The organism is Saccharopolyspora sp. NPDC045941, from assembly GCF_056431445.1.
Genome location: NZ_JBWKKU010000029.1, coordinates 39061 through 63959 on the forward strand (window position 1 = coordinate 39061; position 24899 = coordinate 63959).

Genomic DNA, 24899 nt, shown 5'->3' on the forward strand with positions numbered 1-24899 from the left:
GATGAGCGCTGTGGCGTGGCCGGACCACCTGCTGTCCCTGGAAGACTGGGCCGAGCTTCCCGAGGACAACAGCCATCGCGTTGAACTCGTCGAAGGGACCCTGCACGTGAGTCCTCGGCCGGTGTCCGACCATCAGTGGGCCTTGATGGAACTTGGTTTCCAATTGCGGGCGCAGCTCCCGAAGCCGCTTGTCGCACTGCCTGAAGTCGAGGTCGTGCTGTTCGAGCACTTGGCGACCGTGCGAATTCCCGATCTTGTCGTGGTCCCCGTCGAAATGGCCAAGGAGAATCCCGCGCGATACCGGGCGTCGGACGTGGTGCTGGCGATTGAGGTGGTTTCCCCAGGGTCGGGGAGGACCGACCGAGTCCTCAAGTTCGCCGAGTATGCGGAGGCCGGGATTCCCAACTATTGGATCGTCGATCTCGAAAAGCCGATCAGCCTGGCTGCGTACGAGCTCAAGAACGGGCGTTACCTCCTGGTCACCGAAAGCGCGACGACCATGCATCTGGAGGCTCCGGCTCAGTTGACCGTTGATCCTGCGGCGTTGTTGCCGCGGTGAGGCGTTGGTTGTTCATTTGCTGATCACCCGGTGGGCAGGGTGCCTTCATCGTTCGGGGTGAGAGTTGGGGCATTTCCCGAACGATGGAGGTCGTCTTGTCTGAACCCACCGGCGTCTCGCGGCGCAGCGTGTTGCTCGGCGGTACCTTGGCGGGTGCCGCCGCACTGTCCACTGTGGTCGCGTTGCCGGCGGTCGCGCAGCCGGGCGCCGGCGTCGCCCGGCGGGGCGAGGTCTTCGCGCTCGGCGTCGCGTCCGGCGACCCCGCGCCCGACGGCGTCGTGCTGTGGACCCGCCTGGCGGTGAACCCGCTGGCCGAGGACGGCATGGGCGGCATGCCGAACCGGACCTTCCCGGTGCAGTGGGAGGTCGCCGAGGACGAGAGCTTCAAGCGCGTCGTGCAGCGCGGCGAGGCGCAGGCCGCGCCGGAGCTGGGGCACAGCGTGCACGTCGAGCTGTTCGGGCTGCGCCCGGACCGCGAGTACTTCTACCGCTTCCGCGCCGAGGGCTCGCTCTCGCCGACCGGCCGCACCCGCACCGCGCCGCTGCCGGGCGCGCTGACCAGCCTGTCGATGGCGTTCGCGTCCTGCGCGCAGTACGAGCACGGCTACTTCACCGCCTACCGGCACCTCGCCGAGGAGCACCCCGACCTGGTGCTGCACCTCGGCGACTACCAGTACGAGTACAAGGCCGGCGTCTACGTCGCGCCGGGCGGCAACCCGCGCGATCACGCCGGACCGGAGACCGAGACGCTGGCCAACTACCGCCAGCGGCACGCCCAGTACAAGGCCGACCCGGACCTGCAGCAGGCGCACGCGGTGGCCCCGTGGGTCGTGGTGTGGGACGACCACGAGGTGGACAACAACTGGGCGGACGAGATCCCCGAGAAGCCGGAGATCCCGCAGCCGAACTTCCTGGAGCGCCGCAAGGCCGCCTTCCAGGCCTACTACGAGAACATGCCGCTGCGCCGCGCGCAGATCCCGCACGGCATCGACCTCCGGCTGCACCGCCGCGTCCAATGGGGACGGTTGGCGACGTTCCACATGCTCGACACCCGGCAGTACCGCGACGACCAGGTCGGCGGCGACAAGTTCCCGACCCAGGACCCGGCCCGGCTGGATCCGAAGCGCAGCCTCACCGGCGCCGAGCAGGAGCGCTGGCTGCTGCACGGCCTGCGCAGCTCCAACGCCAAGTGGGACGTGCTCGGCCAGCAGGTCATGTTCGCCGAGATCGACTACCTCAACGGCCCGGACAAGGCCTACAACCCGGACGCCTGGGACGGCTACGTCGGCTCGCGGACCCGCGTCATCAAGGGCTGGGAGCAGGCGAAGACCCGGAACCCGGTGGTGCTCACCGGTGACGTGCACACCAACTGGGCCAACGACATCCACGACGGCGACGTGGTTGTCGGCACGGAGCTGACGACCACGTCGATCACCAGCGGCGGCGACGGCTCGCCGAACCTGACGAACAAGGAGAAGGGCTACCTGGCGGAGAACCCGCACATCCGCCTGTACAACAACCAGCGGGGCTACATCCGGACGAAGTTCACGGCGGGCGAGCTGCGGGCGGACTACCGAGTGGTCCCCTACGTCTCGAAGCCGGGCGCCCCGGTGGAAACCCTGGCGTCGTTCGTGGTCGAAGACGGCAAACCCGGCCTCAACAAGGCCTGACCCGGAGGTGGCGCGCAGCTCCACCGAGCTGCGCGCCACCTTCATCGGCCGGCTTAGGGGCCTAATACCCGTCGCCATCACCGCGCATCAAGGGAACGCGAACGCCGCCGACCGGTGGTGCCGCAATTTCAATGGAAATCGGAGGTCCGATTTCCATTGAAATTGCGGGAGTTGTCCACAGGTTCCGGCGTGTCGTGGCCCGACACGCCGGAAGAGTTCAGTTTCAATTGAAACTGGGCGAGGCACGCAAACCGATCCTGCATCCTTCTTCGTTAGCCGCGTTGGGTGGCGGCGAGCGTGCCGAGCAGGGTGAGGGCTTCGCTGCTCGGCGAGCCCGGCTCGGCGTGGTACACGACGAGCTCCTGCCCGGGGCTGGATCGGACGTCGAAGGTCTGTATGGTCAGCGTCAGCGCTCCGACGTCGCGATGCTCGAAGCGCTTGCGCTCCAGCGCCTTGCCGCGAGCGTCGTGGCTGCGCCACAGCTCCGCGAACTCGGGGCTCTCGGCCAGCAGCTCCCCGAGCACCTGCTGGATCCGCGGGTCGTCCGGGGCTTTGCCGTGGCCGAGGCGGAAGCCGGCGACGGAGTTGCGGGCGACGTCGTACCAGTCCCGGTAGAACGTCCGCGCCGCCGCGTCGGTGAACACGACGTGCATCAGGTTGCGCGAGTGCGTCCAGTCGTGGAAGAGCGCGTCCGCGATCGCGTTGGACGCCAGCACGTCGTAGGCCCGGTTGTAGACGATGGCCGGGTTGTTCGGCCAGGCCGACATGAGGGTCAACAGGCTCGGGTCGACGCGGTCGGGCACCGCGGCGACCCGGTCGCGCGGGCTGAGCCCGGCCAGGCGGAACAGGTGCTGGCGGCCGTCTTCGCCGAGCCGGAGAGCGACGGCCAGGGCGTCGACGACCTGCGCCGAGGGCGTTCGCTCGCGCCCCTGCTCCAAGCGGATGTAGTAGTCGACGCTCATGCCTGCCAGCAGTGCGACTTCCTCGCGCCGCAGGCCGGGGACCCGGCGGGGCCCGGTGCTGGCGAGGTTCACCTCGTCCGGGCCGAGCTGCGCCCGCCGGTCGCTGAGGTAGGCCCCGAGTTCGGATCGTGCCATGTCAGCAGCGTAAAGGCCGCGCCAGGCGATGTCGTGGGTGCAGCGCTCCCATGAAGACAGCGCCCTCCCGCCGGGATGCCGCGACGGCCATCGTCGTGGCATGTCCACCAACGAGTCACCGGACCGCGATCCTGCCGAGGGCAAGGTCGTGCTCGTCACCGGCGCCAGCAGCGGGATCGGCGAGGCCATCGCGTCCCGCTTGCTCGGCCGAGGCCACCACGTGGTCGCGGGAGCACGCCGGGAAGACCGGCTGCAGGCGCTGGCCGAGCGCACCGGGCAGGCGGCCCGCAGTTCGGGCGGCAGCCTCCACCCGGTGCGGCTGGACGTCACGGAGCGGGCCGACGTCGAAGCGTTCGTCGCGCTGGCCCGCGAACGGTTCGGGCGCATCGACGTTCTTGTCAACAACGCCGGCGTCATGCCGCTTTCGCGGCTGGACAGCCTGCTGGTCGACGAGTGGGACCGGATGGTCGACGTGAACGTCCGCGGCCTCCTGCACGGGATCGCCGCCGCCCTGCCGCACTTCACGGCTCAGGGATCGGGCCACTTCGTGACGATCGCGAGCATCGGAGCCCACCAGGTCGTGCCCACCAGCGCCGTGTACTCCGGCACTAAGTACGCGGCCTGGGCGATCACCGAGGGGCTGCGCCAGGAGTCAGACCCCACGATCCGGGTCACGACCATCTCTCCCGGGGTGGTCGCCTCCGAACTCGCGGACTCCATCACCGAGAGCGGTGCGGCCGAGGCGATGCGCACCTACCGCGCGCACGCGATCGGCGCGGACGCCATCGCCGGAGCCGTGTCGTACGCCCTGGACCAGTCGAGCGACGTCGACGTGAACGAGATCGTCGTGCGCCCGGCCCGGCAACGCTGACCCATCACGAGAAGGAATCCATGACCACCGCTCTCCCCACCGCTTGGGACCTCACCGGCCGCGTCGCGGTCATCACCGGAGCCGCTCGCGGCATCGGCCGCGCCACCGCCCTGCTGCTGCGCGAGCGCGGCGCCCGCCTGGTCGTCACCGACTGCTCCGAGGCCGTCGAGGAGCTCGCCGACCCGGACCACGTGGCCGCGCTCGTCGGCGACGTCGCAGACGAGGAGCTCGCACGAGAGACCATGGAGTTGGCCGCCGATCGGTTCGGACGGCTCGACATCCTCGTCAACAACGCGGGCCGAACCCTGAACAAGCCGATCACCGAGACCACCGTGGAGGACTTCGAGTCCATCCTGCGCGTCAACGCGCGCGGCAACTTCGTGCAGGCGCGCGAGGCGTTCCGCGCGATGGAAGCGGCCGGAGGCGGTGCCATCGTCTCGATCGCGTCGGTCTCGTCGGTCGTCGCCTTCGAGACCCAGACCGCTTACGCCGCATCGAAGGGAGCCCTGGCCCAGATCACCCGCGTGCTCGCGATCGAAGGCGGCCGCAAGGGAATCCGCTCCAACGCAGTGCTCCCCGGGGTGATCGACACCGACATCATGGAAGGTGTCGTGGAGAACGGACGCGAGATGCTCGCCTCCTTCGGCGGAGCGCACCCGATCGGCCGCATCGGACGCCCCGAAGAAGTGGCCGAGGCGGTCGCATTCCTCGTCTCCGACGCGGCGAGCTTCATCACCGGCGCCCTCATCGCCGTGGACGGCGGATTCACCGCCCAGTAAGCGCCCCGCCCGCCGCGGGATCAGCCGCGCTGCCCCGTCGCACATCGGCGAATCGGGCACCTCGCTCGTGACGAGGGTGGCGCGCAGCCTCGCCGGGCTGCGCGCCACCGTTCAGGTCTCGTGCGTGTAGATGATCAGCCAGGTGTCGTCGCGTTCGGTCAGTTCGAGCGTGGCGACGTAGGAGTTGCCGGACGCGGCACCGGTGATGCCGGCGGTGGCCTGGTAGTTCGCCACGCCGGGATGCACCGCGACGGTGTCGATCCGGATGTTGCGACCGCCGTCCCGCAGCAAGCGGTCCGCCTCCGGGCCGCCGAAGTGTGGAGGGGTGTCCTGCACCCGGCCGTCAGCCGTGGTTGAGGCCGAGGTGGCGGGTTACTTCGTGGGCCATTGCGATGGCGTAGGACTGGCCTCGGTCCTGGGGGTAGATCTGGGACATCGTCGCCAGGGTCACTCCCGGCATCGTCGTCCGGTGGCCCGGGATCAGGGCGCGGTACTGCGGCGTCACGATCGGTTGGGCGAAGCCCGCCTTGGAGAAGTGCCAGTCCAGGATCCAGGAGCGGTCGAAGTCCGGGTTCAGCTTGCGCAGCCACGGGATGTAGCGCTCCAGCAGCTCGGCCGGATCGGTGGTGAACCGCCAGTCGCCGCGCGGCACGTAGTTGCCGACGTACACGACGTGCCGGCCGCCGTACTCGCTGCGGTCGACCATGTTCGTGTGCTCGACGACCGCCAGGAACGGGAACGCGGTGTCGTTGATGTTCAGCCAGTAGTGCGGGATGACGCTGCGGTCGCACTCCAGGATGAAGCAGGTCGCGCCGAGGTACTGGTTCTGCCACAGCACGTTGTCGGCGTCGATGCCCGCCGCCTCCGCGAACACCGGCTGCGGGACCGTCACGATCAGCCGGTCGAACTCGTAGCTGCTGCCGTCCCGGGCGCCCACCAGCACCGTCGCCCCCGGCTGGCGGATCGTCTCGACCGGCTTGCCGAACTCGATCTTCCCGCCGCGCTCGGTCACCGCGTCCAGCAGCGCCCGGTACACCTGCTCGAAACCGCCGTGCACGTAACCGAGTTCGAAGGTGCGGTAGTGGATCCGCGCCCACAGCCAGGCCATCGAGATCTGCTCCGCGTGGCCGCCGAACTTGCCGGTCAGCAGCGGTTCCCAGATCTTCTCGGTGACCCGCGGCCCGGCCCAGCGGCGCATCCAGTCCAGCGCCCGCACCGAGTTGAACCGCTGTCCGTTCCGGACGAACTTCAGCGCCGCCGAGGACGCCCCGAAGCGGAACCGGTCCAGCAGCGAGAACTTCGGGAACCGCAGCATCTCCTGCGGCGTGCCGAAGTCGTGCAGCTCCCCGTCGACGTACACGCCGGTGCTGGGCCGGTGGAAGCGCAGCAGGTGCCCGAGCCCGAGCTCCTCGACGAGCTCGATCATCGCGCGGTCGGTCCGGAAGCTGTGGTGGTAGAAGCGCTCCAGCGGCGTCCCGCCGACCTCGATCGACGCCGCCAGCCCGCCCAGCTCCGCGGACGCCTCCAGCACCGTCACTTCGTGCCCGGCCTTCACCGCGTCGAACGCCGCGGTCAGCCCGGTCGCGCCCGCCCCGACGATGCCCACCCTCATCCGAAGCTCCACTTCTTGTTGATCGAGTACTGGAAGATCAGCACCACCGGCAGCGAACCGGCCTTGACCAGGTTCGGGTCGATGCCCAGCCAGCCGGAGAACACCTGGAGCAGCACGAACGTCAGGCCGATCCCGGCGACGCCGACGGCGTAGAACCGCAGGAACCGAACCGCGATCCGGTCCCGCTTGCGGAAGTTGAACAGCGTGTTGAGCACGAAGTTGTTGGTGATCCCGGCCGTCGTGCTGATCGCGTTCGCGAGCTGCTCGTGCAGCCCGGCCGCGTTGAACAGCAGCAGGAACAGCAGGTAGTCCAGCAGCACGCCGCTCGCGCCGATCACCGCGTACAGCAGCAGCGACCGGCTGATCAGCCGGTCGCGGGCCTCGACGTGCTCAGTCTTCGTCATGCGATACCACGTTCCGCACGATGTAGAGGGGGCGCTGCTGCACCTCGTGGTAGATCCGGCCGACGTAGCTGCCGATGACGCCCAGCGACACCATCTGCAGCCCGCCGAGGAACAGCATCGCGACCATCAGCATGGTCCACCCGGAGACGGTGATCGCGGGGAAGAACAGCCGCAGCGCCACCGCGTAGACGATGCCGAGCATCGCCAGGACCAGGGTGATGAAGCCGATCCGGGTGATCAGCTTGAGCGGCACCGTGGAGAAGCTGGTGACCCCGTCGGCCGCCAGCCGCAGCATCTTGCGCATCGGGTATTTGGTCTCGCCCGCCACCCGCTCGTCGCGGTCGAACAGCACCTCCCGCTGCTCGAAGCCCATCGACGCGACCATGCCGCGGATGAACCGGCTGCGCTCCCGGAAGCCCCGCAGCTCCTCGGCGGCCCGCCGGTCGAGCAGCCGGAAGTCGCCGGTGTCGACCGGGATGTCCACCTCGGCGCAGCGCCGCAGCACCCGGTAGTAGGTGTGCGCGGTGGCGCGCTTGAACGGCGTGTCGCGGCGGGTGCGCCGCCGGGCGGACACGATCTCCGCGCCGTCCTGCCACGCGTCGATCAGCTCCAGGCTGACCTGCGGCGGGTCCTGCAGGTCGGTGTCCATCACGATCACCGCGTCGCCGCCGGCGTGGTCCAGCCCGGCGGTGATGGCGATCTGGTGGCCGAAGTTGCGGGCGAAGTCCACCACCCGCACCCGCGGGTCGTTCTTGGCGACGTCCTTCAGGACGCCCAGCGAACCGTCCGAGGAGCCGTCGTTGACGTAGACGAACTCGTAGTCGAACTCGGCCCGGGTGGCGGTGGCCGCGGTGAGCTCCTCGTGGAACCGCTTGATGCCCGCGACCTCGTTGTAGACCGGCAGCACGTACGAGATCAGCGGCGGCGCGCCCTCGCCGGTGGTTCTCCGCTGCTGTTGCGGGACCGGAACCCGGACCCGCTGGTGCATCGTGTCGGCCATGGCCACTCCCCTCGCCAACCCCACCGTGGAACAGGAACGCTCCGCGCGCCGAGGTCGTTGCCCTGCAACGGGTAATCCACCCCGATCAGGTGGTCACGTTCGGCGTAGTCGAGGGTTCTTCCGGCCTCGGACGGCCCGGTCACGGGCGCTTCGGTGGAATTGCCGTCGGCCGGCCGGAGAGACGAGCAGATCGAGATCGCCACCGCTACCCCCAGTGCTCCTGCGCCGATCACGGTGCGAAAACCGCCGCAAGGGTAACGGCCTCGACTCCGCCCGGCGCGCCGAAACAATGCGCCCGATCGGGCGGTGTCGATGCCGTCGGAGTGATCGTGATCGACGGCTCCCGGGGCCGTGCGTACTTTGCGCCGCTCTGGCAGCACAACGTACGCACGGGCCCTGACCAGCTGAAACGGTCAGTGCTCCTCGAAGGGGTAGGCCGGATCGCCTGCGGCGCCGCCGATCCGCTCGCGGTGCTGCGTCGTCGCGTACGCGTCGCGTTCGATCGAGTAGCGCGCGTAGAGGACGTGGCCCCAGGTGTTGCCGGGGGCGTCGCGCAGGCGGCTGGGCAGCTCGTAGCGCTGGGAGAGCATCGGAACCCCGGCGAACACGCCGCCGATGTCGGGCCCGAACGCCATCGATCCCTCGCCGAGGGGCGGCGTGATCAGCATCCGAGGGGCGCCGGCGACGCCGTGCGACACCCGCGGGTAGTCGGACAGGCAGGGGAACACGAAGCTCATCGTCCAGTCGATCAGCACCGGTTCCCGCTCCGCGAGCGCCTGCCGCAGCGGCACCACGTCCCGCACCGCCGGGCCGCTGACCGTCAGCCAGCCCTGCTGGTCGGTGGTGCGGTCCTCGGCGAGCACCCGGACCCGGTCGGCCCCGGCCGGGATCTGCCCGGGCTCGACGGTGAGCAGCCGCCAGCCGCGGAAGTCTCGCCAGTCGATCGGCCTGCCGTGGCGCGGGTCGTCGAACGGCAGCTCGGTGGGCGGTGGATCGCGCAGCTCGCGCGTCGCCACCGGCCCCGCCGCGGTGCCGAACTCCAGTGCCAGCGAGTTGCCCTGCTCGGGCCGGCCGGACACCCACACCGACAGCGCCTGGTCGGCGGTGAGGCCGGGCAGGCCGAACCAGGCCGAGGTCAGCGAGCCGGTCGTCTGCGGCCCGCCCGCCGTGCTGGTCCAGGCGAACTGGCTCGCCGCCGTCGTCGCCACCTCGCCCTCGGGGGCCTTCGGGTCGTCGGGCCGCTTCGCCAGCAGCGGCTCGCCGGGGTGCTCTTCGCGCAGGTCGGGCTCCTGCGGCGGCCCACCGGCCGAGGTGAAGCCGTCGAGGTCGGCGGTCCCGGCGATCGGCGCGAGCCGCTCGGCGATCGGCAGCGCCTCGATCTCGTTCTCCAGCCCGCAGCTGCTGCCCCGGATGCTCTGCGAGTTCATCCGCGCGATGGAGAAGCGGTCGCCCATCGTCTGCGGCGCGGCGATGAACGATCCGATCAGCACCGCCACCGAGGCCAGCGCCGCCGACCCGAGCACCGACATCGGCATGACCGTCCACATGAGACCGCGAGGGGTGGGCCGCGACAGCGTCGCGCGGATCCGGACGAAGCAGAAGGCGAGCACGCCGACGGCCGCGCCGGCGGCGAGCCAGAGCGCCGGGTTGTCCAGCGGCAGGCCCGGCCGGACGGGCGTGTCGGACCACGGCATCGCCAGGTCGGACTGCATCGGCCACACGTTCGGCCCCATGAACGCCAGGGCCGCGGCCACCGATGCGGCGATCCCGCCGAACACGCCGACCAGCCGCGCCTCGCGCCTGGCCCGCTCTATCCTGCCGATCCGCCCCAGCAGCACGACGGTCACCGCGAGCAGCGCCGAGCCGACCCCGGCGAGCGCACCGAAGTGGTGGGTCCACTTCGACGGCGTCAACCACAGCGTGACCAGGACCGCGACGACGGAGCCGAGCACCATCGGCAGGTCGGGCAGCTCGGTCCAGCGGTGCACCTGGCGCATCGCGCACGCCGCCGCGATCAGCACGCCGGCCACCACAAGGAACACGACCAGCCGCTTGGTGGCGGTGCCCCAGATGTTGGTGCCCAGCAGGTTCGCGTACCGGTCGATCTCCTGGTACCAGCCGAGGCTCGGCCCGAACTCGTCGTGGATCGCGGTCGCGCTCCGGACGCCGTTGAGCGTCGAGTCGGCGAACATCGCCACCAGGCCGACCGCGCCCACGCAGCCGAGCAGCACGACGCGCGTGGGCAGGCTGACCCACCGCGGCAGGGTGCCGCGCTGCGCGAGCACCCGCCAGATGCGCGGCGCGAACACGAGCACGGTGAGCAGCGCGCTCACACCGGTCGGCGTGACGGACACCGTCAGCCCGGCGGTCAGCGCGGCGACGCCCAGCCAGAAGTGCGGCGCGCGCGTCCGGTCCATCTTCAGCAGCGCCGCGACCAGCGCGGACGTGCCCAGCGCGACGAACGGCTCCGGCCGGATGCCCAGCCCGAACGGCAGCCAGCAGGCCAGGAAGAACACCGCGGTGAGCAGGTGCAGCGGCAGGCGCCGGGTGCCCCGGCACACCGGCAGGACGATGCCGCGGCTGACGACGAGCCAGGTCAGCAGCCCGGCGATCGCGCTGGGCACGCGCAGCCAGGCGGGCGCGAGGCTTTCCTCCGACACCCACCGCATCAGGTGCTGGACCAGCGTGAACGGCGTCTCGGAGGCGTTGAACCAGCGGTAGTAGTTGCCGATGTCGCCGGCGTCGTCGTAGTTGCGGACGGTCATCATCGCGAAGCCGTCGTCGTCGGTGAGCGGCCCGATCACCAGCCAGCCCGCCAGCACCGCCGCGACCAGCGCGTCGACCGGTAGGAGCAGCGGCGACACGCGGATCCGACCGAGGGCGGGCGGGGCGTGGACGAACAGCAGGGCCAGCGACACGAGCGCGAGCACCAGCGTGGTCGTGATCAGGGTGCTCTTGATGTCGGTCGGCGAGGTGTCGAACCAGGAGAAGGTGCGCGCGGTGACCGAGATCCCGGCGAGCTCCTCGGGTTCGAGGTCGGTGGCGAAGGTGAAGATCTCCGGCGCCGCCATGCCGGGCAGCACGATCGGCGGGCGGCCGCCCGCGGTCACCGCGGAACGCGTCGAGTCCGCGTGGATCGACAGCTCGCAGGTGCCGGGCGGCAGCGGGATCTGGTGCTGGTCGAGGACGAGCTCCGGCTTGCCGTCGCGGGTGGTCAGGACCAGGCCTTCGCGGTCGCTGCCCGGCGGCAGGGTGGTCAGCACGGTCGTCCGCCCCGGCCGGTCGAGCGCGGCGCGCAGCACCGGGCACGGCACGGACGCGTCGAACGACGCGGGCCGGTAGGGCGCGAAGAACGCCGTGGTGGACCGGGCCTCGGCGGCCGGCCAGCTCACCTCGGTGCGATCCACCCAGACGGGCGCGAACGGCAGCGCGAGCGCGCAGCCGAGCCCGACGATGCCGATGCAGCACGCCAGGAGGTGCACCACCCACAGGCCTGCGCGGGAGCGCCGCGGGCGGTCGGCGCCGGTTCCGTCGGTCTGCGGCTCGGCCGGCGGATCGAGCTGTGCCGGACTGCTCAAGTACTTCACCGCGCTCCTCGCAGATCGGAATCTTCCTCGCCTGCTCAATCCTGGCCAACGCTGCGCGCGACGCATGGCGGCGGCGCGCCGAATTCGTCCAGCCGATTGACGATCGGGGCGCCGCGCGGGTTGCCCGCGGCGGGCAACCCGTCGCCCCGCTCCGGCGTGCACCTGTCGGACAGACAGGAGCGGGCACATGGTGGGCGTTGCGGAAGTTGCGGTCGCGGAGGAGCAGCGGGAGCGGACTCGGTCCGCGGGCTGGTTCTGGATGCCGCTGGTGGTCGGCGTCGTGGCCGGCGCGCTGTTCTGGGTCGTCCACAGCGCACTCATCGACGACAGCTACATCACGCTGAGCTATGCCCGGAACCTGGCGTTCCACGGCCACTGGGGGCTGATCGGCGCCGAAGTCTCGAATTCCGCGACCGCGCCGCTGAACGTGCTGGTGCTCGCCGCGGTCACGGAGGTGGTGCGGCAGCCGGTCGTGGCGCTGGGCGTGGTGTTCGTGCTGGCCAACGTCCTGCTCGCGGTGTCGCTCCGCAGCGCGGCGCGGACCAGTGGCTTCCCCGGTTGGACGGGAGCTGCGGGGGCGTTGCTGGTGGCGGCGAACCCGCTGGTGCTCTCGACGGTGGGCCTGGAGATGACGCTCGCCTCGGCACTGCTCGGCGTGCTGCTGCTGGCGGCGGCGCAACGCCGGCCGGTGCTGTTCGGCGTCGCCGCCGGGCTGCTCGCCCTGACTCGGCTGGACCTCGGCGTGTTCGTGCTGGTGGTGCTGATCGGCCGGCCGGGCCTGTGGCGCGGCTGGTGGCGCTGGTTGTCGGCGGCCGCGGCGATCGTGGTGCCGTGGTTCGCGTTCAGCTGGCTGTACTTCGGCTCGGCCGTGCCGGACACGCTGGTGATCAAGCAGCTGCAGAAGTCCTGGGGCGACTGGGACTTCAGCAACGGCCTGGAGCTCTACCACGGGGTTTTCCCGACGGCCGTGGTGGTTTCGCTGATCCCGGCCGTGCTCGGCCTGGTGTGCTTACCGATCGCGTGTGTGCTGCGGGCGTTCCGCCGCGCCGTGTCGCTGTGGCCGTGGGCGCTGATCGGGCTCGGCGCGGTCGCGCACTACTACGTCTACACGCTCATGGGCGTTCCGCCGTACCACTGGTACTACGCGCCGAGCCTGATCGGGCTGTCGTTGTTGCTGGCCGGAGGCATCGGCGCGGTTGCGGCGCGGTGGTCGTTGGCGGGGTTGGCCGGGTGCGCGGTGCTCGCGGCGCAGCTCTGGTTCGCCGTCCAGCACGGCCTGCCGTGGCGCGAGGCGGCGATCATGACGAACTGGGCGACGGCGGCCGAGTACGAGCGGATCGGCACCGACCTCGGACGCCTCGTCGGCGACCGCACGGTCACCAGCCCGGGCGAGATCGGCGCGCTCGCGTACTTCTGCGACTGCGCGATCGTCGACACCTTCTCCGACCGCGGCTACCTCGCGCCGCAGATCGAGCGGCGGCTGGCCGACGCGACGCCGTTCGTCCGCGCGCTGCTGGAGTTCAACTACCGCCACTTCACCCCGACCGAACCGCGCCCGATCGACGTGGTCCTCCGCCGCGAACCCGGCCCGGGCCCGGACCCGCGCTGGGACATCGGGTCGACCTGGGCGGAACACGCCCACCTGGTCCTCGAACCCCGCTGACGCCGGTCACGTTGTCCGCGCACGTCGAAATGGCGGTCTCGAAGTCGGCCACGAATTCGAAGCACGCGTGCGGGCAACCGGAAATCGCCCCGCCGATCTCCGGTTGCCCGCCCCTGCTCAGCCCTTCGGGATGTCGATGACCGCGCCGGAGTCGCTGTGCCACTCGATGAAGCCGTGCTCGAACTCGCTCGCCCGGCCCTGCGGGACGTCGTGCTCGCCCGTCACCGGATAGCCCAGGTAGGAGCGCTCCCAGCCGAGCTGCGACCAGCGGGCGCGGATGCCGCCGTACACCTCGTGCGCGCCGGTCTGCGGCGTCCAGTAGATCGACGCCCCGCCGGTGCCGGTGAAGTGGTTGAAGCGGCCCCGCCCGTCGGGCGTGCCGAGCTCATCGGTGGTCGGGTAGCCGAGCACGCCCGCCGGGCCGCTCAGCTCGATGTAGCGCTGCGCGATCACGCCCTGCACCGAGTGCGCGCCGGTCTGCGGGCTCCACACGATCCCGGCCGGGAAGGTGCCGTCGCCGTTGAACCGGTTGTAGCGCCCCACACCGTCCGGTGTGGACAGCTCGTCGGTGACCGGGAAGCCCAGCGGGCCGCGCTCCCAGCCGGTGGCCGCCCACTTCTCCCGGATCGCGCCCTGCACCGCGTTCGCCCCGGACGGCTGCGTCCAGTAGATCGACGCGTCCTCGTGCTGGGCGTTCGGCGTCAGGAAGTGGTTGTAGGCGCCGAAACCGTCCGGCGTGAGCCGCGTGTCGGTCGCCGGGTAGCCGAAGCGGGCGTCCTCGCCGAGCTCGCGGAAGTGCTCCAGGATCGGGCCCACGACCAGGTGTCCCCCGGTGCGCGTCGACCAGTAGATGGCCGAGTGGATCACGCCGTCGCGGGTCAGGAAGTCGCTGTACCGGCCGCCGCCGCTGCTGGCCAGTTCGTCGGTGATCGGCACGCCCAGCGCGTCGTGCCCGCCGCGCTCCAGGTACCCCAGGTAGATCATCCCGCGCACGACCGTCACGTCGGTGTCGGGAGTCCAGTAGAAGCGGGCGTTCTCGAAGTCCTGCCAGCGCAGGCCCTCGTCCTCGACGACCTCCTGCCCGGCGGGCGCGCCGACCTGCGCCTTCTCCTCGGCGGACATCGAATCGTAGCGCTGCTGGATCGCGCCCTCGCCCGGATCGGCTTCGCCCGGCGCCGAGGTCGTCTGCTCAGCAGGAGCCGATGTCGTCCGCTCGGACGGCGCGGAAGTCGTCGGCTCGACAGGTGCGGACGTGGTCGGCTCGACGGGTGCCGAGGTGGTCGGCTCGCTCGGGACCTCGGCGGACGTGCTCGGCGCCGAGGTCGTCGGTTCGGTCTGCGCGACCGCCGGCGCGGCGGTGGCCAGCCCGGTGATCGCTGCAGTGGCGGCCACGGCCGCCACGAGTCGTTTGACGTTCACTCGCAACCCTTTCGGTCAGGTCATCTGGTGATCGCCGAAAGACCCCCGCAGGTTGCCCGGAATCGCGGTTTTCCCCTGAACGGACCGACGGGCAGAATCGGTGCGTTCCGTGGGTCCTCCAGACGTTATGGGCAGGTGGAGGACCCACGGACACGGGCACCCGATGAACCCCACTTCGCCGGGCATCCGCGCTTCCTCTGCGCGAAGCGCGTCGGGAAGTCACATATCGGACGGAACGCCTTAACAGCGCCGTCACATCGATGATCGCCGGAGCGCCTCGAAACGTTGCCTCCGGAGCGAAATTTCTGCGCCTATCGTTACCGCCCGGCCGGCTCCGTTCCATCCAGGTGCGCCGGCGCGGCCACCGGCCGCGGTCCACCGCGGAACCGGTAACCGGACAACCAGGCGTGCCGGTACTCGAAGACGGAGAGCACCAACGTCGAGGCCACCCCGCAGAGGTTCAGCCCGAGCCACAGCTGAGCGGGCACGCCCTTGGTGTCGAGGCTGATGATCTCCTGCCCGGCGATCAGCAGCACGAAGAACGACGAGGCGACCGGTGCTAGCAGCGGGTGGATCTCGCTGATCCAGAAGCTGGTGCGAGCGGCCCAGTAGAGCGTGCAGAGGCAGAAGGCCGCGTACCAGCCGATCACGGCCACCACGATCAACGCGACGAGCAGCCCTGCCAGCGTGGTGACCTCGTAGCTGCCGCCGTCGGTGGCGAAGAGCACGGCCAGCGGCAGCGCGAACGCGGCCAGTGCGAGCGCCCCCCGACCCAGCATGCGACGGCCGCCAGGGAGGAGTTCGTAGCGGTACCCGGATCGGGTCACGGCGAGCAGTACCAGGAACGGCAGCGGCGCGGCCAGCATGGCGAATACCGCGGTGCGCAACGCCTTGGCGTAGTTGTCGCCCAGGACCATGAACGGCGAGAGGTAGGCGTTGGTCGTCACCAGCACGACGAGCAGGCCGACCGCCGACCGCCAGAACGCCAGCCGATCCAGCACCCGGTCCCGTCGTTGCCGCCCGACGCGCGGTTTGTACACGAACCTGGCGGCGAGCCACGGGAAGACCAGGTGCGCGATCACGCGGAACGCCAGGATCACGTGATCGGGCTTGATCTCGCGGGAGCGTCTCGGCTGTTCGGCGGACATCTGTCCCTCACGCGGCGCGGAATCGGGTTGGCGGTGCCATCGTGGTGCGCACCCGTTCTGATTCCCGATTCTTCACGACGGCCGCCCTGTTTTCGCGCACAACGGCGAATGAGCGGGAAATCCCTCGGAATTGCAGGGGTCCCTTTCCCCCGAATGCCGCGGTTTCACTCGGACGGCGCACTGCGGAAGCCGGATCCCCGTAACGCTCAACGCTTCCCGCAACGTCGAAGGGCCGCCGAGGCGTTGCCCCGGCGGCCCCGCGGAAAACCGATCAGATCGGCAGGCGGCGGAAGATGGCGCGCGGCACGTGCCGCAGGATCGACATCACGAACCGGAACTGCGCGGGGGCGTACACCAGCGGGCTGCCCTTGCGGACGCCGTTCACGATCACCTCGGCGACGCTTTCCGGGGTGTTCGCCATCGGCGCGGCCTTCATGCCCTCGGTGAGCTTGGTGTGCGTGAAGTTCGGCCGCACGACGGTCACCTTGACGCCGTGCTCCTCCAGCGCGTAGCCCAGGCCGGAGAAGAACATGTCCAGGCCGGCCTTCGAGGAGCCGTAGACGAAGTTCGACCGCCGCGCGCGCTCACCGGCGGGGGAGGACATCACCGCGACGTTGCCGTGGCCCTGCTTGCGCAGCTTCTCGGCCAGCAGCACGCCCAGCGACACCGGGGCCAGGTAGTTGATGTCGGCCACCGCGCGGGCCGCCTCGACATCGGTCCAGCCCTTCTCGTTGTCGCCCTGGATACCGAAGGCGATCAGCGTGACGTCGACGTCTCCGTCGGCGAAGGCCTTGTCGATGACCTCGGCGTGCGTCTCCGGCTTGCGGGCGTCGAACGTCAGGATCGACACCGTGCTGCCGGTCTTGCGCAGCTGCTCGGCGGCCTCGTCCAAGCGCGCCTGCTCCTCCGGGCGGTCCGCGAGGATGATGCGCAACGGGCGCTGCTCGGCGTACTTCCGCGCCGTCGCCAAGGCGATGTCGGAGGTGCCGCCGAGCACGAGCAGGGACTGGGGGTTTCCAACGGCGTCGATCACAGCTCAAGCCTCCGGCTCATGTCTGAAGCGAAAATGCCTTCGGGGTCAACGGATTGGCGAATCTTGCGGAACTCGTCGACTCGCGGATACATCTGGTGGAACGTCTCCGCCGTGGTCCGCGAGTCCTTCGCGGTGTAGAGCCGACCGCCGATGCCGAGCACCATCTCGTCGAGATCGGAGCACAGGCGGGAGAGGCCCGGCTTGATCGGGAAGTCGACGCAGACCATCCAGCCGGGGTGCGGGAACGACAGCGGCGCCCGGTTGCCCTCGCCCATCTGCTTGAAGACGTTGAGGAACGAGTAGTGCCCGGAGTGCGCGATCCGCAGCAGGATCCGGCGCAGGTCCTCGTGCGCGTTCAGCGGCGTGCTGAACTGGTACTGGAGGAAGCCCTTGGAGCCGTAGGCCCGGTTCCACTCGCCGAACATGTCCAGCGGGTGGTAGAAGGCGGTCAGGTTCTCCACCACGCCGAGCTTGCGCTTGGGCGACTTGCGGAACCACGCCTCGCCGAGCGCGCTGAAGGTCAGCTTGTTGGCCAGCCCGTTGGGGAACACGTCGGGCAGCGTCGCCAGCTTGGGCGCGTCGAACTTCAGCGGGTCCGCGCGCAGCTTCGGCGGCAGCTCGTCCAGCTTGGCCAGCGAGCCGCGGCTGAACGCGGCGCGGCCCAGCTTGGGGCCGGTGGAGATGGCGTCGAACCAGCCCGAGGAGTACGTGTACTTGTCCTCGGAACCGTTGCTCACCAGTTCCAACGTCTCGTCGAGGTTGTCGGTGCGCTCGAGGTCGGCCACGAAGTACGCGGTCTCGGTCCGGGTCATCTTGATCTTGGCCCGGGTGATGATGCCGGTGAGGCCGATGCCCGCCACGGTCGCCCAGAACAGGTCCGACTCGTCGCCGTCCGGCGTCACCGTCCGGACCTGCCCGTCCGCGGTGATCAGGTCCATCGACAGCACGTGGTTGCCGAAGCTGCCCGCGCTGTGGTGGTTCTTGCCGTGGATGTCGTTGGCGATCGCGCCGCCGATGGTCACCTGCCGGGTGCCCGGCAGCACCGGGACCCACAGGCCGTGCGGCAGCGCCGCCTTAATCAGCTGGTCCAGGCTGACGCCGGCGTCCACGTCCACGATCGCGGTGTCCGGGTCGATGTCGTGGATCCGGTTCAGCCGGGTCATGTCGACGACCACGCCACCGGCGTTCTGCGCGACGTCGCCGTAGCTGCGGCCCAGGCCGCGGGCGAGGACGCCGCGCTCATCGGCCGTGCGCACCGCCTCGGCGATCTTCCCGACGTCGGTGGTGCTCAGCAGGCGAGCCTGAGTCGGCGCGGTGCGGCCCCAGCCGAAGAGTTCCTTGGTTTCGAACGCGGTCATCAGAGACTGAGCCTCCGGGAGAGGTCGGAGCGGAAGATGCCCTCCGGGTCGACCGAGGCGCGGATCTTCCGCCACTCCTCGATCCGCGGGTACATCTGCTCGATCATCTCGGCCGACGTGCGGGACTCCTTGGCCAGGTACAACCGGCCGCCCGCGTTCAGCACCATCTCGTCGAGCTCCCGGCACAACCGGTCCAGGCCCGGCGTGATCGGGATGTCGACGGTCAGCGTCCAGCCCTTGCGCGGGAACGACATCGGCGCCTGGTTGCCCTCGCCGAAGGTCTTGAGCACGTTCAGGAACGACACGTGGCCGGACGAGCTGATCTTGTCGATCGAGCGGCGGAACATCGCCTCCTGCCCGAAGGGCACCATGAACTGGTACTGCAGGAAGCCGTTCGAGCCGTAGACCCGGTTCCACTCGCCGACGAGGTCAAGCGGGTGGAAGAACTGGGTGATGTTCTGCACGAGGCCGAACTTCGTCGGTGCCTTGCGGTACCAGACCTCGTTGAACGCGGTGATGGTGAACTTGTTCACCAGGCCGTTGGGGAAGATCGGCGGGGCGGTCATCAGCTGCGGCGCGTTGAACTTCAGCGGATCCTTGCGCAGCTTCTTCGGCAGGTCCTCGATCCGGGCCGAGTTGCCGCGGGTCAGCAGCGCGCGGCCCAGCTTGTCGCCGCGGGCCAGCGAGTCGAACCAGGCGACCGAGTAGACGTAGTTGTCGTCGGAGCCGTCGGTGAAGTGCTCGATCAGCTCGTCGAGGTTCTTCGTCTGCACGTTGTCGACCAGGAAGTACGCGGTCTCGACGCGCTTGAGCTTGATCGTCGCCCTGGTGATGATGCCGGTCAGGCCCATGCCGCCGACCGTGGCCCAGAACAGCTCGGCGCCCTCGCTGTCCGGGGTCAGCGTGCGGACCTCGCCGTCGGCGGTGAGCAGGTCCAGCGACAGCACATGGCTGCCGAACGAGCCCTGCGAGTGGTGGTTCTTGCCGTGGATGTCCGAGCCGATGGCGCCGCCGATGGTGACCTGGCGGGTGCCCGGCAGCACCGGGATCCACAGGCCGTGCGGCAGCAGCCGGCGCATCAGCGTGTCCAACGACACGCCCGCGTCGACGACGACGATCGCGTTGTCGACGTCGATCTGGTGCACCCGGTCGAGGGCGGTCATGTCGATGACGGTGCCGCCCGCGTTCTGCGACGGGTCGCCGTAGCTGCGGCCCAGGCCGCGCGCGATGACGCCGCGCTCACCGGCCTCGCGGACCGCCTTGGCGATCGCCTCGACGTCCGGGGTGCTGACGACGTGCGCCCTGGTGGGCGCGGTGCGCCCCCAGCCGGTCAGCGTCTGAAGCTCGTCCTTTACCGATCCCACCCAGCCGAGTCTATCCGCGCTGGAGCGGCCGATACGGGCGGGTACATCCGGTCCCCGGCGGTGTGCGATGCGTCATCGCTACACTCTTCTGGGACGTTCGCGGAGTTCGATCTCCCACGTCTTCGGCGTCCAGCCGGGTGCCCCAGGTACCGAATGCCCTGTCGTCGGATCCCGAGGTGAACCAGTGGCCGTGGCCGAACCCGCAGCCCAGACCGAACAGAAGCGCCTAGGCGTCTTCAACCAGCTCTTCCGCTTCGTGGCCATCGGCGGTTTCTGCGCCATCATCGATGCCGGGGTCTACGCGCTCCTGCTTTCGCTGGGCTTGCCGAACTGGGCTTCCAAGGCCGTGTCGTTCATCCTCGGCACCACGGCTTCCTACCTGATCAACCGGAAGTTCACGTTCAGCGGCGCGAGCACGGGCAACGCCAAGGCGAAGGCGGTCGGGTTCGCGGTCGTCTACACCGTGACCTTCTTCGTCAACGTGGGCACCAACGAGCTGCTGTACCAAACGCTGCCCGACTTCAACGACCAGCTCCGCTACGCGGTGTGCTGGATCGTCGCGCAGGGTCTGGGCACCCTGATCAACTTCGTGATGCTCAAGTGGGTCGTCTTCCGCGACTGACGTCACGGTTCCGGCCCGGGCCCGGCCCCGGTTCTGGTCACGGCCCCGGGCCCGGTTCCCCGGTGGTCCGCAATTTCAATGGAAATCAGAGGTTCGATTTCCATTGAAATTGCGGGAGTTGTCCACAGGCACGGGCGTGTCGGGGTGCGACACGCCGTTGTTCCCCAGTTTCAATTGAAACTGCGGAGAGACCAGCCAGAGCCCGGCGGCGGTGTCAGTTGCGGAAGCCGGTGCCGCGGGCCGGGGCGCCGTAGGCGTCGGAGCGGGTCCCTTCGAAGTGCGCCGTCGCCACGTGCGCGAAGTTCACCGCGAAGCGGCCGCCGTCGGCGGTGGTGAGCGACTTCGTGCTGCCGTTGGCCATCAGGTCGGCGAGCACGTCGCGGAGCGCGTCGGCCTCGGCCGGTTCGAGCGCGATGTGCAGCGGCTGGCTGGCTCCGGCGAGGTGCAGCACGAGTCCGGGACGTGTCTCGGGCATCGGATCTCCCAATCGCAGCCGCCCCGACGACCCGCCGAGGCGGAGTTTCCCCGCAGCGCGAGGGCTTCCACGCCCCAGCCGACCACGAATCCCCGTGCCCGAACACCCGATTTCACCCTGAGCGGATTCGAGAACCCGGTCCCACCGGCGCTTTTCGCTCACGGCGTACCCGCTTCGGCCGGGCGGAACCGATTTCCGGTGCCTGCGTCGAACGGGATAGGCGTGGGCGGTCGTTCGCCTGCGAACGTGGAGGTTCTTCTGTGATGCGTCGTCGTCATCTCGTCGGGGCGTTGCCCCTGCTCGCCGCTCTGCTCGCCGGGTGCGGTGCGCCGCCGTCGGCTCCGGCCGATCAGCCCGCACCGACCGCGTCGCCGACCCGGACGACGGCGCAGCCCGCCCCGGTGCCCGATCCCTTCGACCTCGCCGCGGCGCTGGCGCTGATCGAGGGGCAGGGGTTCACCCCGGATCCGCCGGAAGGCCGGCTCAGCGGGCCGATCCGGGCGATCCACGCGATCTGCACGGGCAGCGCCAACGGCCGCTGCCAGGCGGTCTTCTTCTTCGACGGGCAGCAGTTGGTGCACCGGGTGGACGTCGGCCTGGTGAAGATCCTGTCGCAGGACGGCAAGGCGGTGCGGGTGGAGTTCCCGGTGTACGCCGCCGGCGATCCGAGCTGCTGCCCGAGCGGCACGCCGACGCAGTACACGATCACGGTGCAGAACGGGCAGCTCGACGCCCAGCCGCCGGTCGGCTTCGAACCGAACTACCCCGGTGACTACTGATCACCCGGGCTGAGCCCGGAACCGGAAAGCACCAGCTTCGGCGCGCGGCCGAAGGCTGGTGCTTCCCTCCAGGGACCCCGCACGGGGAAGCCCCTACTACTCGGGTTCTTCCTCCGGGGGCTCGAAGGCCTTCACGTCGTTGCGGTCGTCACTGCTCGGGACGTCTCCCGGCAGGTGGACCGTCTTCGACAGCGGGCCCGGCGTCCAGGTGCCCCAATGGGTTTCCTGGTGCACGTCCATCGCCGCCTGCGCGGGCAGCGCGTCCGGCTCGTACGGGTCGACCGCGTACAGCGAGCCCCAGTCCCGGTGGATGTTGTTCTTCAGGTACGTCGGCAGCTCGCGCATGCTGGTCGACACGTTGAGCCAGCCGAACGGCCCGCCCGCGTCCGGCGACGACCAGCCCTGCCCGATGTCGCGCACCTCGGCCCCGGCCGCCACCCGGAACTTCGGGATCTCGGCGATGCCGTTGTGCACGCCCGGCAGCTGCAGGCACGGGTGCACCAGCGCGGCCGTCCACTCCACGAACGTCGGCTGGTCCCGGACGAAGTCGGTCATGTTCACCAGCTGCGGCGCCCGCGGCGCGCTCACCGCGACCCAGCCGTTCGGGCCCAGCGAGTTGTCGGTGGCCACCACGCGCATCTTGGTGGCGCCCTCGGACTTGCCGCCGACGGTGAACCGGAAGTCCCGCCACGCCGGGCCGGGCTGCTGCACCACGTACTTGCGCTCGGTGACCAGGAAACCGGCGTCGGTGTCGCGGCCGAACTCCAGCGCCACCGAGTTCGCGCCCAGCTCCGCGCCCGCCAGCGAGAGCACCACCGGCACCTCGCCGGTCTTCGCCCGCTCCGGCAGGTCGTACCACTGGGTGCGCAGCTCGCCGGTGCCGAGGCCGGCCGCGTCGTAGCTGCCCCACACCGGCGCGTTGTCGTTGCCGAACTGGTGCGGCGGCTTCCAGTCGTTCTCCTGCATGCCTGCGCCGTCGTCGGGCGGCAGGCCGGGCCGGTTGAAGCCGACCATCTTGGCCCGCATGTACTGGTCGGCGTCCTCCTTGCCCTCCAGCCGCTTCGGCGGGATGCCGATGTCCTGGTCCTCCGACGGCGCCGCGGTGCCCGGCTGCTCGCCGGACACCCGCAGCATGCCGGACTGGGGATTGGTCTCCACGTAGACGTAATCGGACAGGCCGCAGCTGGAGCCGACGATCTGCTTGATGTTGTCCGAGCCGAGGCTGTAGCTGCCCCACTGCTTCTGGATGACCTTGCCGAAGTTGGCGAGCTCGAAGAGCACCAGCAGCGCGCACAGGATCGATAGCGGCGCGGTGCCCAGCCGCAGAGCGCGGCTGCGCTTCTCCTCGCGCCCGAAGCGCTCGTCGACGACCTTCGGGTTGTTCTCGTCGATGCGCAGGTGCTCTATGAACGCCACGATCAGCGCGATCCCGGCGACGACGAGGAAGATCGTGCTCAGCTTGTAGTCGCTGATCTCCGGCGGCATGTTGAACCACGGCACGCCCCAGCCCGAGACGTACCACCAGGCGTTCGGGCCGGTGGCCGTGAACGCCAGGATCACCATGAGCATCGCGAGGAAGCCCGCCCGGTTGCGCCGGGAGCGCAGCACGGTGCTGCTGGTGGCCAGCGCGGTCAGCGCCGCCAGGGCACCGCCGAAGGCGGCGAAGATGCCGAAGTGGTGGGACCACTTGGTGGGGGTCAGGACCAGCACCACGAAGGACAGCGCGGTGACCGCGAGCAGTCGCCGGCTCGGGCCGAGCGCCGCGCCCCGGATTCGGCCGCGCCGCAGCAGCACCACGGCGCAGGTGGCCAGGCAGAGCATCACCAGCAGCACCGGGAACCGGCGGGTCAGCGAGCCGTCCGGCGTCTGGCTGAACAGCAGGTTGTAGCGGCTGAGCTCCTCGTACCAGCTCTGGCTCGGGCCGAGTTCGGTGCGCAGCTTCGTGGCGTCCATGACCGACTGCCACGTCTGGTCGGAGAACACCAGCGTCAGGATCACGAACCCGGAGGCCGCGATCGGCGCCAGCACCGGCAACCAGCCGAACTCCTGGGCCCGCTTGCGGACCAGCCGGAACAGCGGCTTCAGCGCCGCCACGAACGGCAGCACGGACACCATGCCGTGCGGGTTCGCCCCGACCGACAGGGCCGCGACGACCAGGCCCAGCGCGGCGGGCATCAGCCGACCGGTCGCCACGGCGCGCTCGACCGAGCACAGCGCCAGCAGCGAGAACAGCACCACGACCGGCTCGGGCCGCAGGCCGTTGTTGTAGGGCAGCCAGAACGCCAGGAACACCGCGGCGGCGGCCCAGCCTGCGGCGTTGCTGCGCCGCACCTGCTGGCCGAGCCGCGGCAGCACCTCGCGGCTGATCAGCAACCAGCTGACGATGCCCATCAGCAGCGCGGGCAGCCGCACCCACGGCGTCGCCGTCGAGACCTGCACCCACAGCGAGTACAGCTCGTAGAACCAGCCGAACGGCGCCTCGGGAACGCCGAACCAGCGGAAGTAGTTGCTGACGTAGCCGAAGCTCTCGCGCGCCCGCGCGATGGTCAGGATGTAGCCGTCGTCCGAGGTCATCGCGCCGATGACCCACCAGACGACCAGCGCTCCGATCACCGAGGCGTCGCGGAACGTCGGCTTCCACCAACCGGCGGGAGCCCACTTCGGCGGGCGCCGGCCGGCGCGCACGTCCAGCCGCCGCAGGCAGACCACGGAGCCGATGAACGCCAGCACCGCGAGCACCATCGCGACGCCCTTGATCGTGGTCGCCTGGCTCTCGTAGCGGTTGTCGACGCGGGCCTCGAAGGACAGGCCGCGCACGTCGTCGATGCCGTCGTTGAGCCCGGAGTAGATGCCGGTCAGCTGCGGGCGCTGGTCGCCGCGCAGGTTCGCCAGCGACTCGGCGCCGACGCTGGCCGTGGTGCCGTACGCGTCGGAGTGCAGCGAGAACGAGCAGTCGCCGTCGGGCAGCGGCACCGTGCCCACCTGCTGGCCCTTGGTCAGCATCGTCAGGTGGCCGTTGTCGACCTGCAGCGTGAGGCCGGTCAGCTTGCCGTAATCCGACGTCGGTGGGTTCGTGCTCAGCACCGTTGCCGGACCGTTGGTGCGGGCGTCCAGGCTGCGCACGGCGGCGCACGGCACCTCGGCGTTCAGCCACACCGGCGAGTAGCTCACCAACGGGGCCGACACCGACTTGGTGCCTTCCGCCGTCGGCCACTTCAGCGTCGTGATGTTGTGGTTGACGGGGAGGAACGGCACCGCCAGTGCGAGCACCGTGCCGAGCAGCCCGAAGATCGACGCGAACAGCTTCAGCCGCTTGGCGGAGGGTTGCCGGCGTTCGGTCTCGGATTGCGCCGAAGCATCGTCCGTTCGGCGGCTTTCTTCCTGGCCACTGAGCACGGGTGGAGGATAGTAGCCGCTGGTCCGAGCCCCTTCGCGGCATTCGGCCGGTGTGCGAACCAC

The 24899-nt window shown here is 69.9% G+C and carries 20 protein-coding genes; 7 read left to right on the plus strand and 13 right to left on the minus strand.

Going from position 1 to position 24899, the window contains the following annotated elements; all coding sequences use genetic code 11:
* Position 1 precedes the first annotated feature (1 nt).
* Positions 2-559, plus strand: coding sequence for a Uma2 family endonuclease (locus AC07FN_RS23305; protein WP_478397518.1), 558 nt, complete (start codon positions 2-4; stop codon positions 557-559).
* Positions 560-642: 83 nt separating this feature from the next.
* Positions 643-2229 carry an alkaline phosphatase D family protein gene (locus tag AC07FN_RS23310; RefSeq protein ID WP_478397519.1) on the plus strand — a complete coding sequence of 529 codons (1587 nt, stop codon included), beginning with the start codon at positions 643-645 and terminating at the stop codon, positions 2227-2229.
* 272 nt (positions 2230-2501) lie between these two features.
* On the opposite strand, the gene AC07FN_RS23315 is transcribed toward AC07FN_RS23310, so the two are convergent.
* Entirely contained in the window at positions 2502-3326 is an 825-nt protein-coding gene (locus tag AC07FN_RS23315; protein ID WP_478397520.1) for a helix-turn-helix transcriptional regulator, read from the minus strand.
* 100 nt (positions 3327-3426) lie between these two features.
* Between AC07FN_RS23315 and AC07FN_RS23320 the strand changes: the two genes are divergently transcribed.
* On the plus strand, positions 3427-4197 hold the full coding sequence (locus AC07FN_RS23320) for an SDR family oxidoreductase (protein WP_478397521.1): 771 nt from the start codon (positions 3427-3429) through the stop codon (positions 4195-4197).
* 20 nt (positions 4198-4217) lie between these two features.
* Positions 4218-4976 carry an SDR family NAD(P)-dependent oxidoreductase gene (locus AC07FN_RS23325; RefSeq protein ID WP_478397522.1) on the plus strand — a complete coding sequence of 253 codons (759 nt, stop codon included), beginning with the start codon at positions 4218-4220 and terminating at the stop codon, positions 4974-4976.
* 111 nt (positions 4977-5087) lie between these two features.
* Here the strand turns inward: AC07FN_RS23325 and AC07FN_RS23330 are convergent, their stop codons facing one another.
* From AC07FN_RS23330 to AC07FN_RS23350, 5 genes are all read right to left on the minus strand, one after another.
* Positions 5088-5312, minus strand: a complete 225-nt coding sequence (locus AC07FN_RS23330) for a hypothetical protein (protein ID WP_478397523.1) — start codon at positions 5310-5312, stop codon at positions 5088-5090.
* Positions 5313-5319: 7 nt separating this feature from the next.
* Positions 5320-6588: an NAD(P)/FAD-dependent oxidoreductase gene (locus AC07FN_RS23335; protein ID WP_478397524.1), complete on the minus strand. Its 1269-nt coding sequence runs from the start codon at positions 6586-6588 to the stop codon at positions 5320-5322.
* Positions 6585-6992, minus strand: a complete 408-nt coding sequence (locus tag AC07FN_RS23340; RefSeq protein ID WP_363899998.1) for a GtrA family protein — start codon at positions 6990-6992, stop codon at positions 6585-6587. Before AC07FN_RS23340 ends, AC07FN_RS23335 begins: the two co-directional genes overlap by 4 nt.
* Positions 6979-7992: a glycosyltransferase family 2 protein gene (locus AC07FN_RS23345; protein ID WP_478397525.1), complete on the minus strand. Its 1014-nt coding sequence runs from the start codon at positions 7990-7992 to the stop codon at positions 6979-6981. The genes AC07FN_RS23340 and AC07FN_RS23345 overlap by 14 nt, the downstream gene beginning before the upstream one ends.
* Before the next feature lie 413 nt (positions 7993-8405).
* Positions 8406-11579, minus strand: a complete 3174-nt coding sequence (locus AC07FN_RS23350) for an arabinosyltransferase domain-containing protein (RefSeq protein ID WP_478397526.1) — start codon at positions 11577-11579, stop codon at positions 8406-8408.
* 187 nt (positions 11580-11766) lie between these two features.
* On the opposite strand from AC07FN_RS23350, the gene AC07FN_RS23355 reads away from it, so the two are divergent.
* Positions 11767-13242, plus strand: a complete 1476-nt coding sequence (locus AC07FN_RS23355; RefSeq protein WP_478397527.1) for a hypothetical protein — start codon at positions 11767-11769, stop codon at positions 13240-13242.
* Positions 13243-13359: 117 nt separating this feature from the next.
* On the opposite strand, the gene AC07FN_RS23360 is transcribed toward AC07FN_RS23355, so the two are convergent.
* The 5 genes from AC07FN_RS23360 to AC07FN_RS23380 form a co-directional block, all read right to left on the minus strand.
* Positions 13360-14661, minus strand: coding sequence for a hypothetical protein (locus tag AC07FN_RS23360; RefSeq protein WP_478397528.1), 1302 nt, complete (start codon positions 14659-14661; stop codon positions 13360-13362).
* A gap of 317 nt (positions 14662-14978) precedes the next feature.
* Complete coding sequence (locus AC07FN_RS23365; RefSeq protein ID WP_478397529.1) at positions 14979-15809, minus strand: hypothetical protein; 831 nt, start codon at positions 15807-15809, stop codon at positions 14979-14981.
* Between the two features lie 271 nt (positions 15810-16080).
* Positions 16081-16842, minus strand: a complete 762-nt coding sequence (locus AC07FN_RS23370; RefSeq protein ID WP_478397530.1) for a decaprenylphospho-beta-D-erythro-pentofuranosid-2-ulose 2-reductase — start codon at positions 16840-16842, stop codon at positions 16081-16083.
* On the minus strand, positions 16839-18200 hold the full coding sequence (locus tag AC07FN_RS23375) for an FAD-binding protein (protein ID WP_478397531.1): 1362 nt from the start codon (positions 18198-18200) through the stop codon (positions 16839-16841). The genes AC07FN_RS23370 and AC07FN_RS23375 overlap by 4 nt, the downstream gene beginning before the upstream one ends.
* Positions 18200-19564 carry an FAD-binding oxidoreductase gene (locus AC07FN_RS23380; protein ID WP_478397532.1) on the minus strand — a complete coding sequence of 455 codons (1365 nt, stop codon included), beginning with the start codon at positions 19562-19564 and terminating at the stop codon, positions 18200-18202. Before AC07FN_RS23380 ends, AC07FN_RS23375 begins: the two co-directional genes overlap by 1 nt.
* Before the next feature lie 184 nt (positions 19565-19748).
* Here AC07FN_RS23380 and AC07FN_RS23385 point away from each other — a divergent pair, with 184 nt between their 5' ends.
* A complete protein-coding gene (locus tag AC07FN_RS23385; protein WP_132479208.1) occupies positions 19749-20186 on the plus strand; it encodes a GtrA family protein in 438 nt (145 codons plus the stop codon).
* 214 nt (positions 20187-20400) lie between these two features.
* Here AC07FN_RS23385 and AC07FN_RS23390 read toward each other — a convergent pair whose 3' ends face one another.
* The gene (locus tag AC07FN_RS23390) at positions 20401-20661 is read right to left on the minus strand and encodes a hypothetical protein (protein ID WP_452613530.1); all 261 of its coding nucleotides are present in this window, start codon (positions 20659-20661) and stop codon (positions 20401-20403) included.
* A 263-nt stretch (positions 20662-20924) separates the two neighbouring features.
* Between AC07FN_RS23390 and AC07FN_RS23395 the strand changes: the two genes are divergently transcribed.
* A complete protein-coding gene (locus AC07FN_RS23395; protein ID WP_478397533.1) occupies positions 20925-21440 on the plus strand; it encodes an LppP/LprE family lipoprotein in 516 nt (171 codons plus the stop codon).
* A gap of 96 nt (positions 21441-21536) precedes the next feature.
* Here the strand turns inward: AC07FN_RS23395 and AC07FN_RS23400 are convergent, their stop codons facing one another.
* On the minus strand, positions 21537-24836 hold the full coding sequence (locus AC07FN_RS23400) for an arabinosyltransferase domain-containing protein (RefSeq protein ID WP_478397534.1): 3300 nt from the start codon (positions 24834-24836) through the stop codon (positions 21537-21539).
* Positions 24837-24899 lie beyond the last annotated feature (63 nt).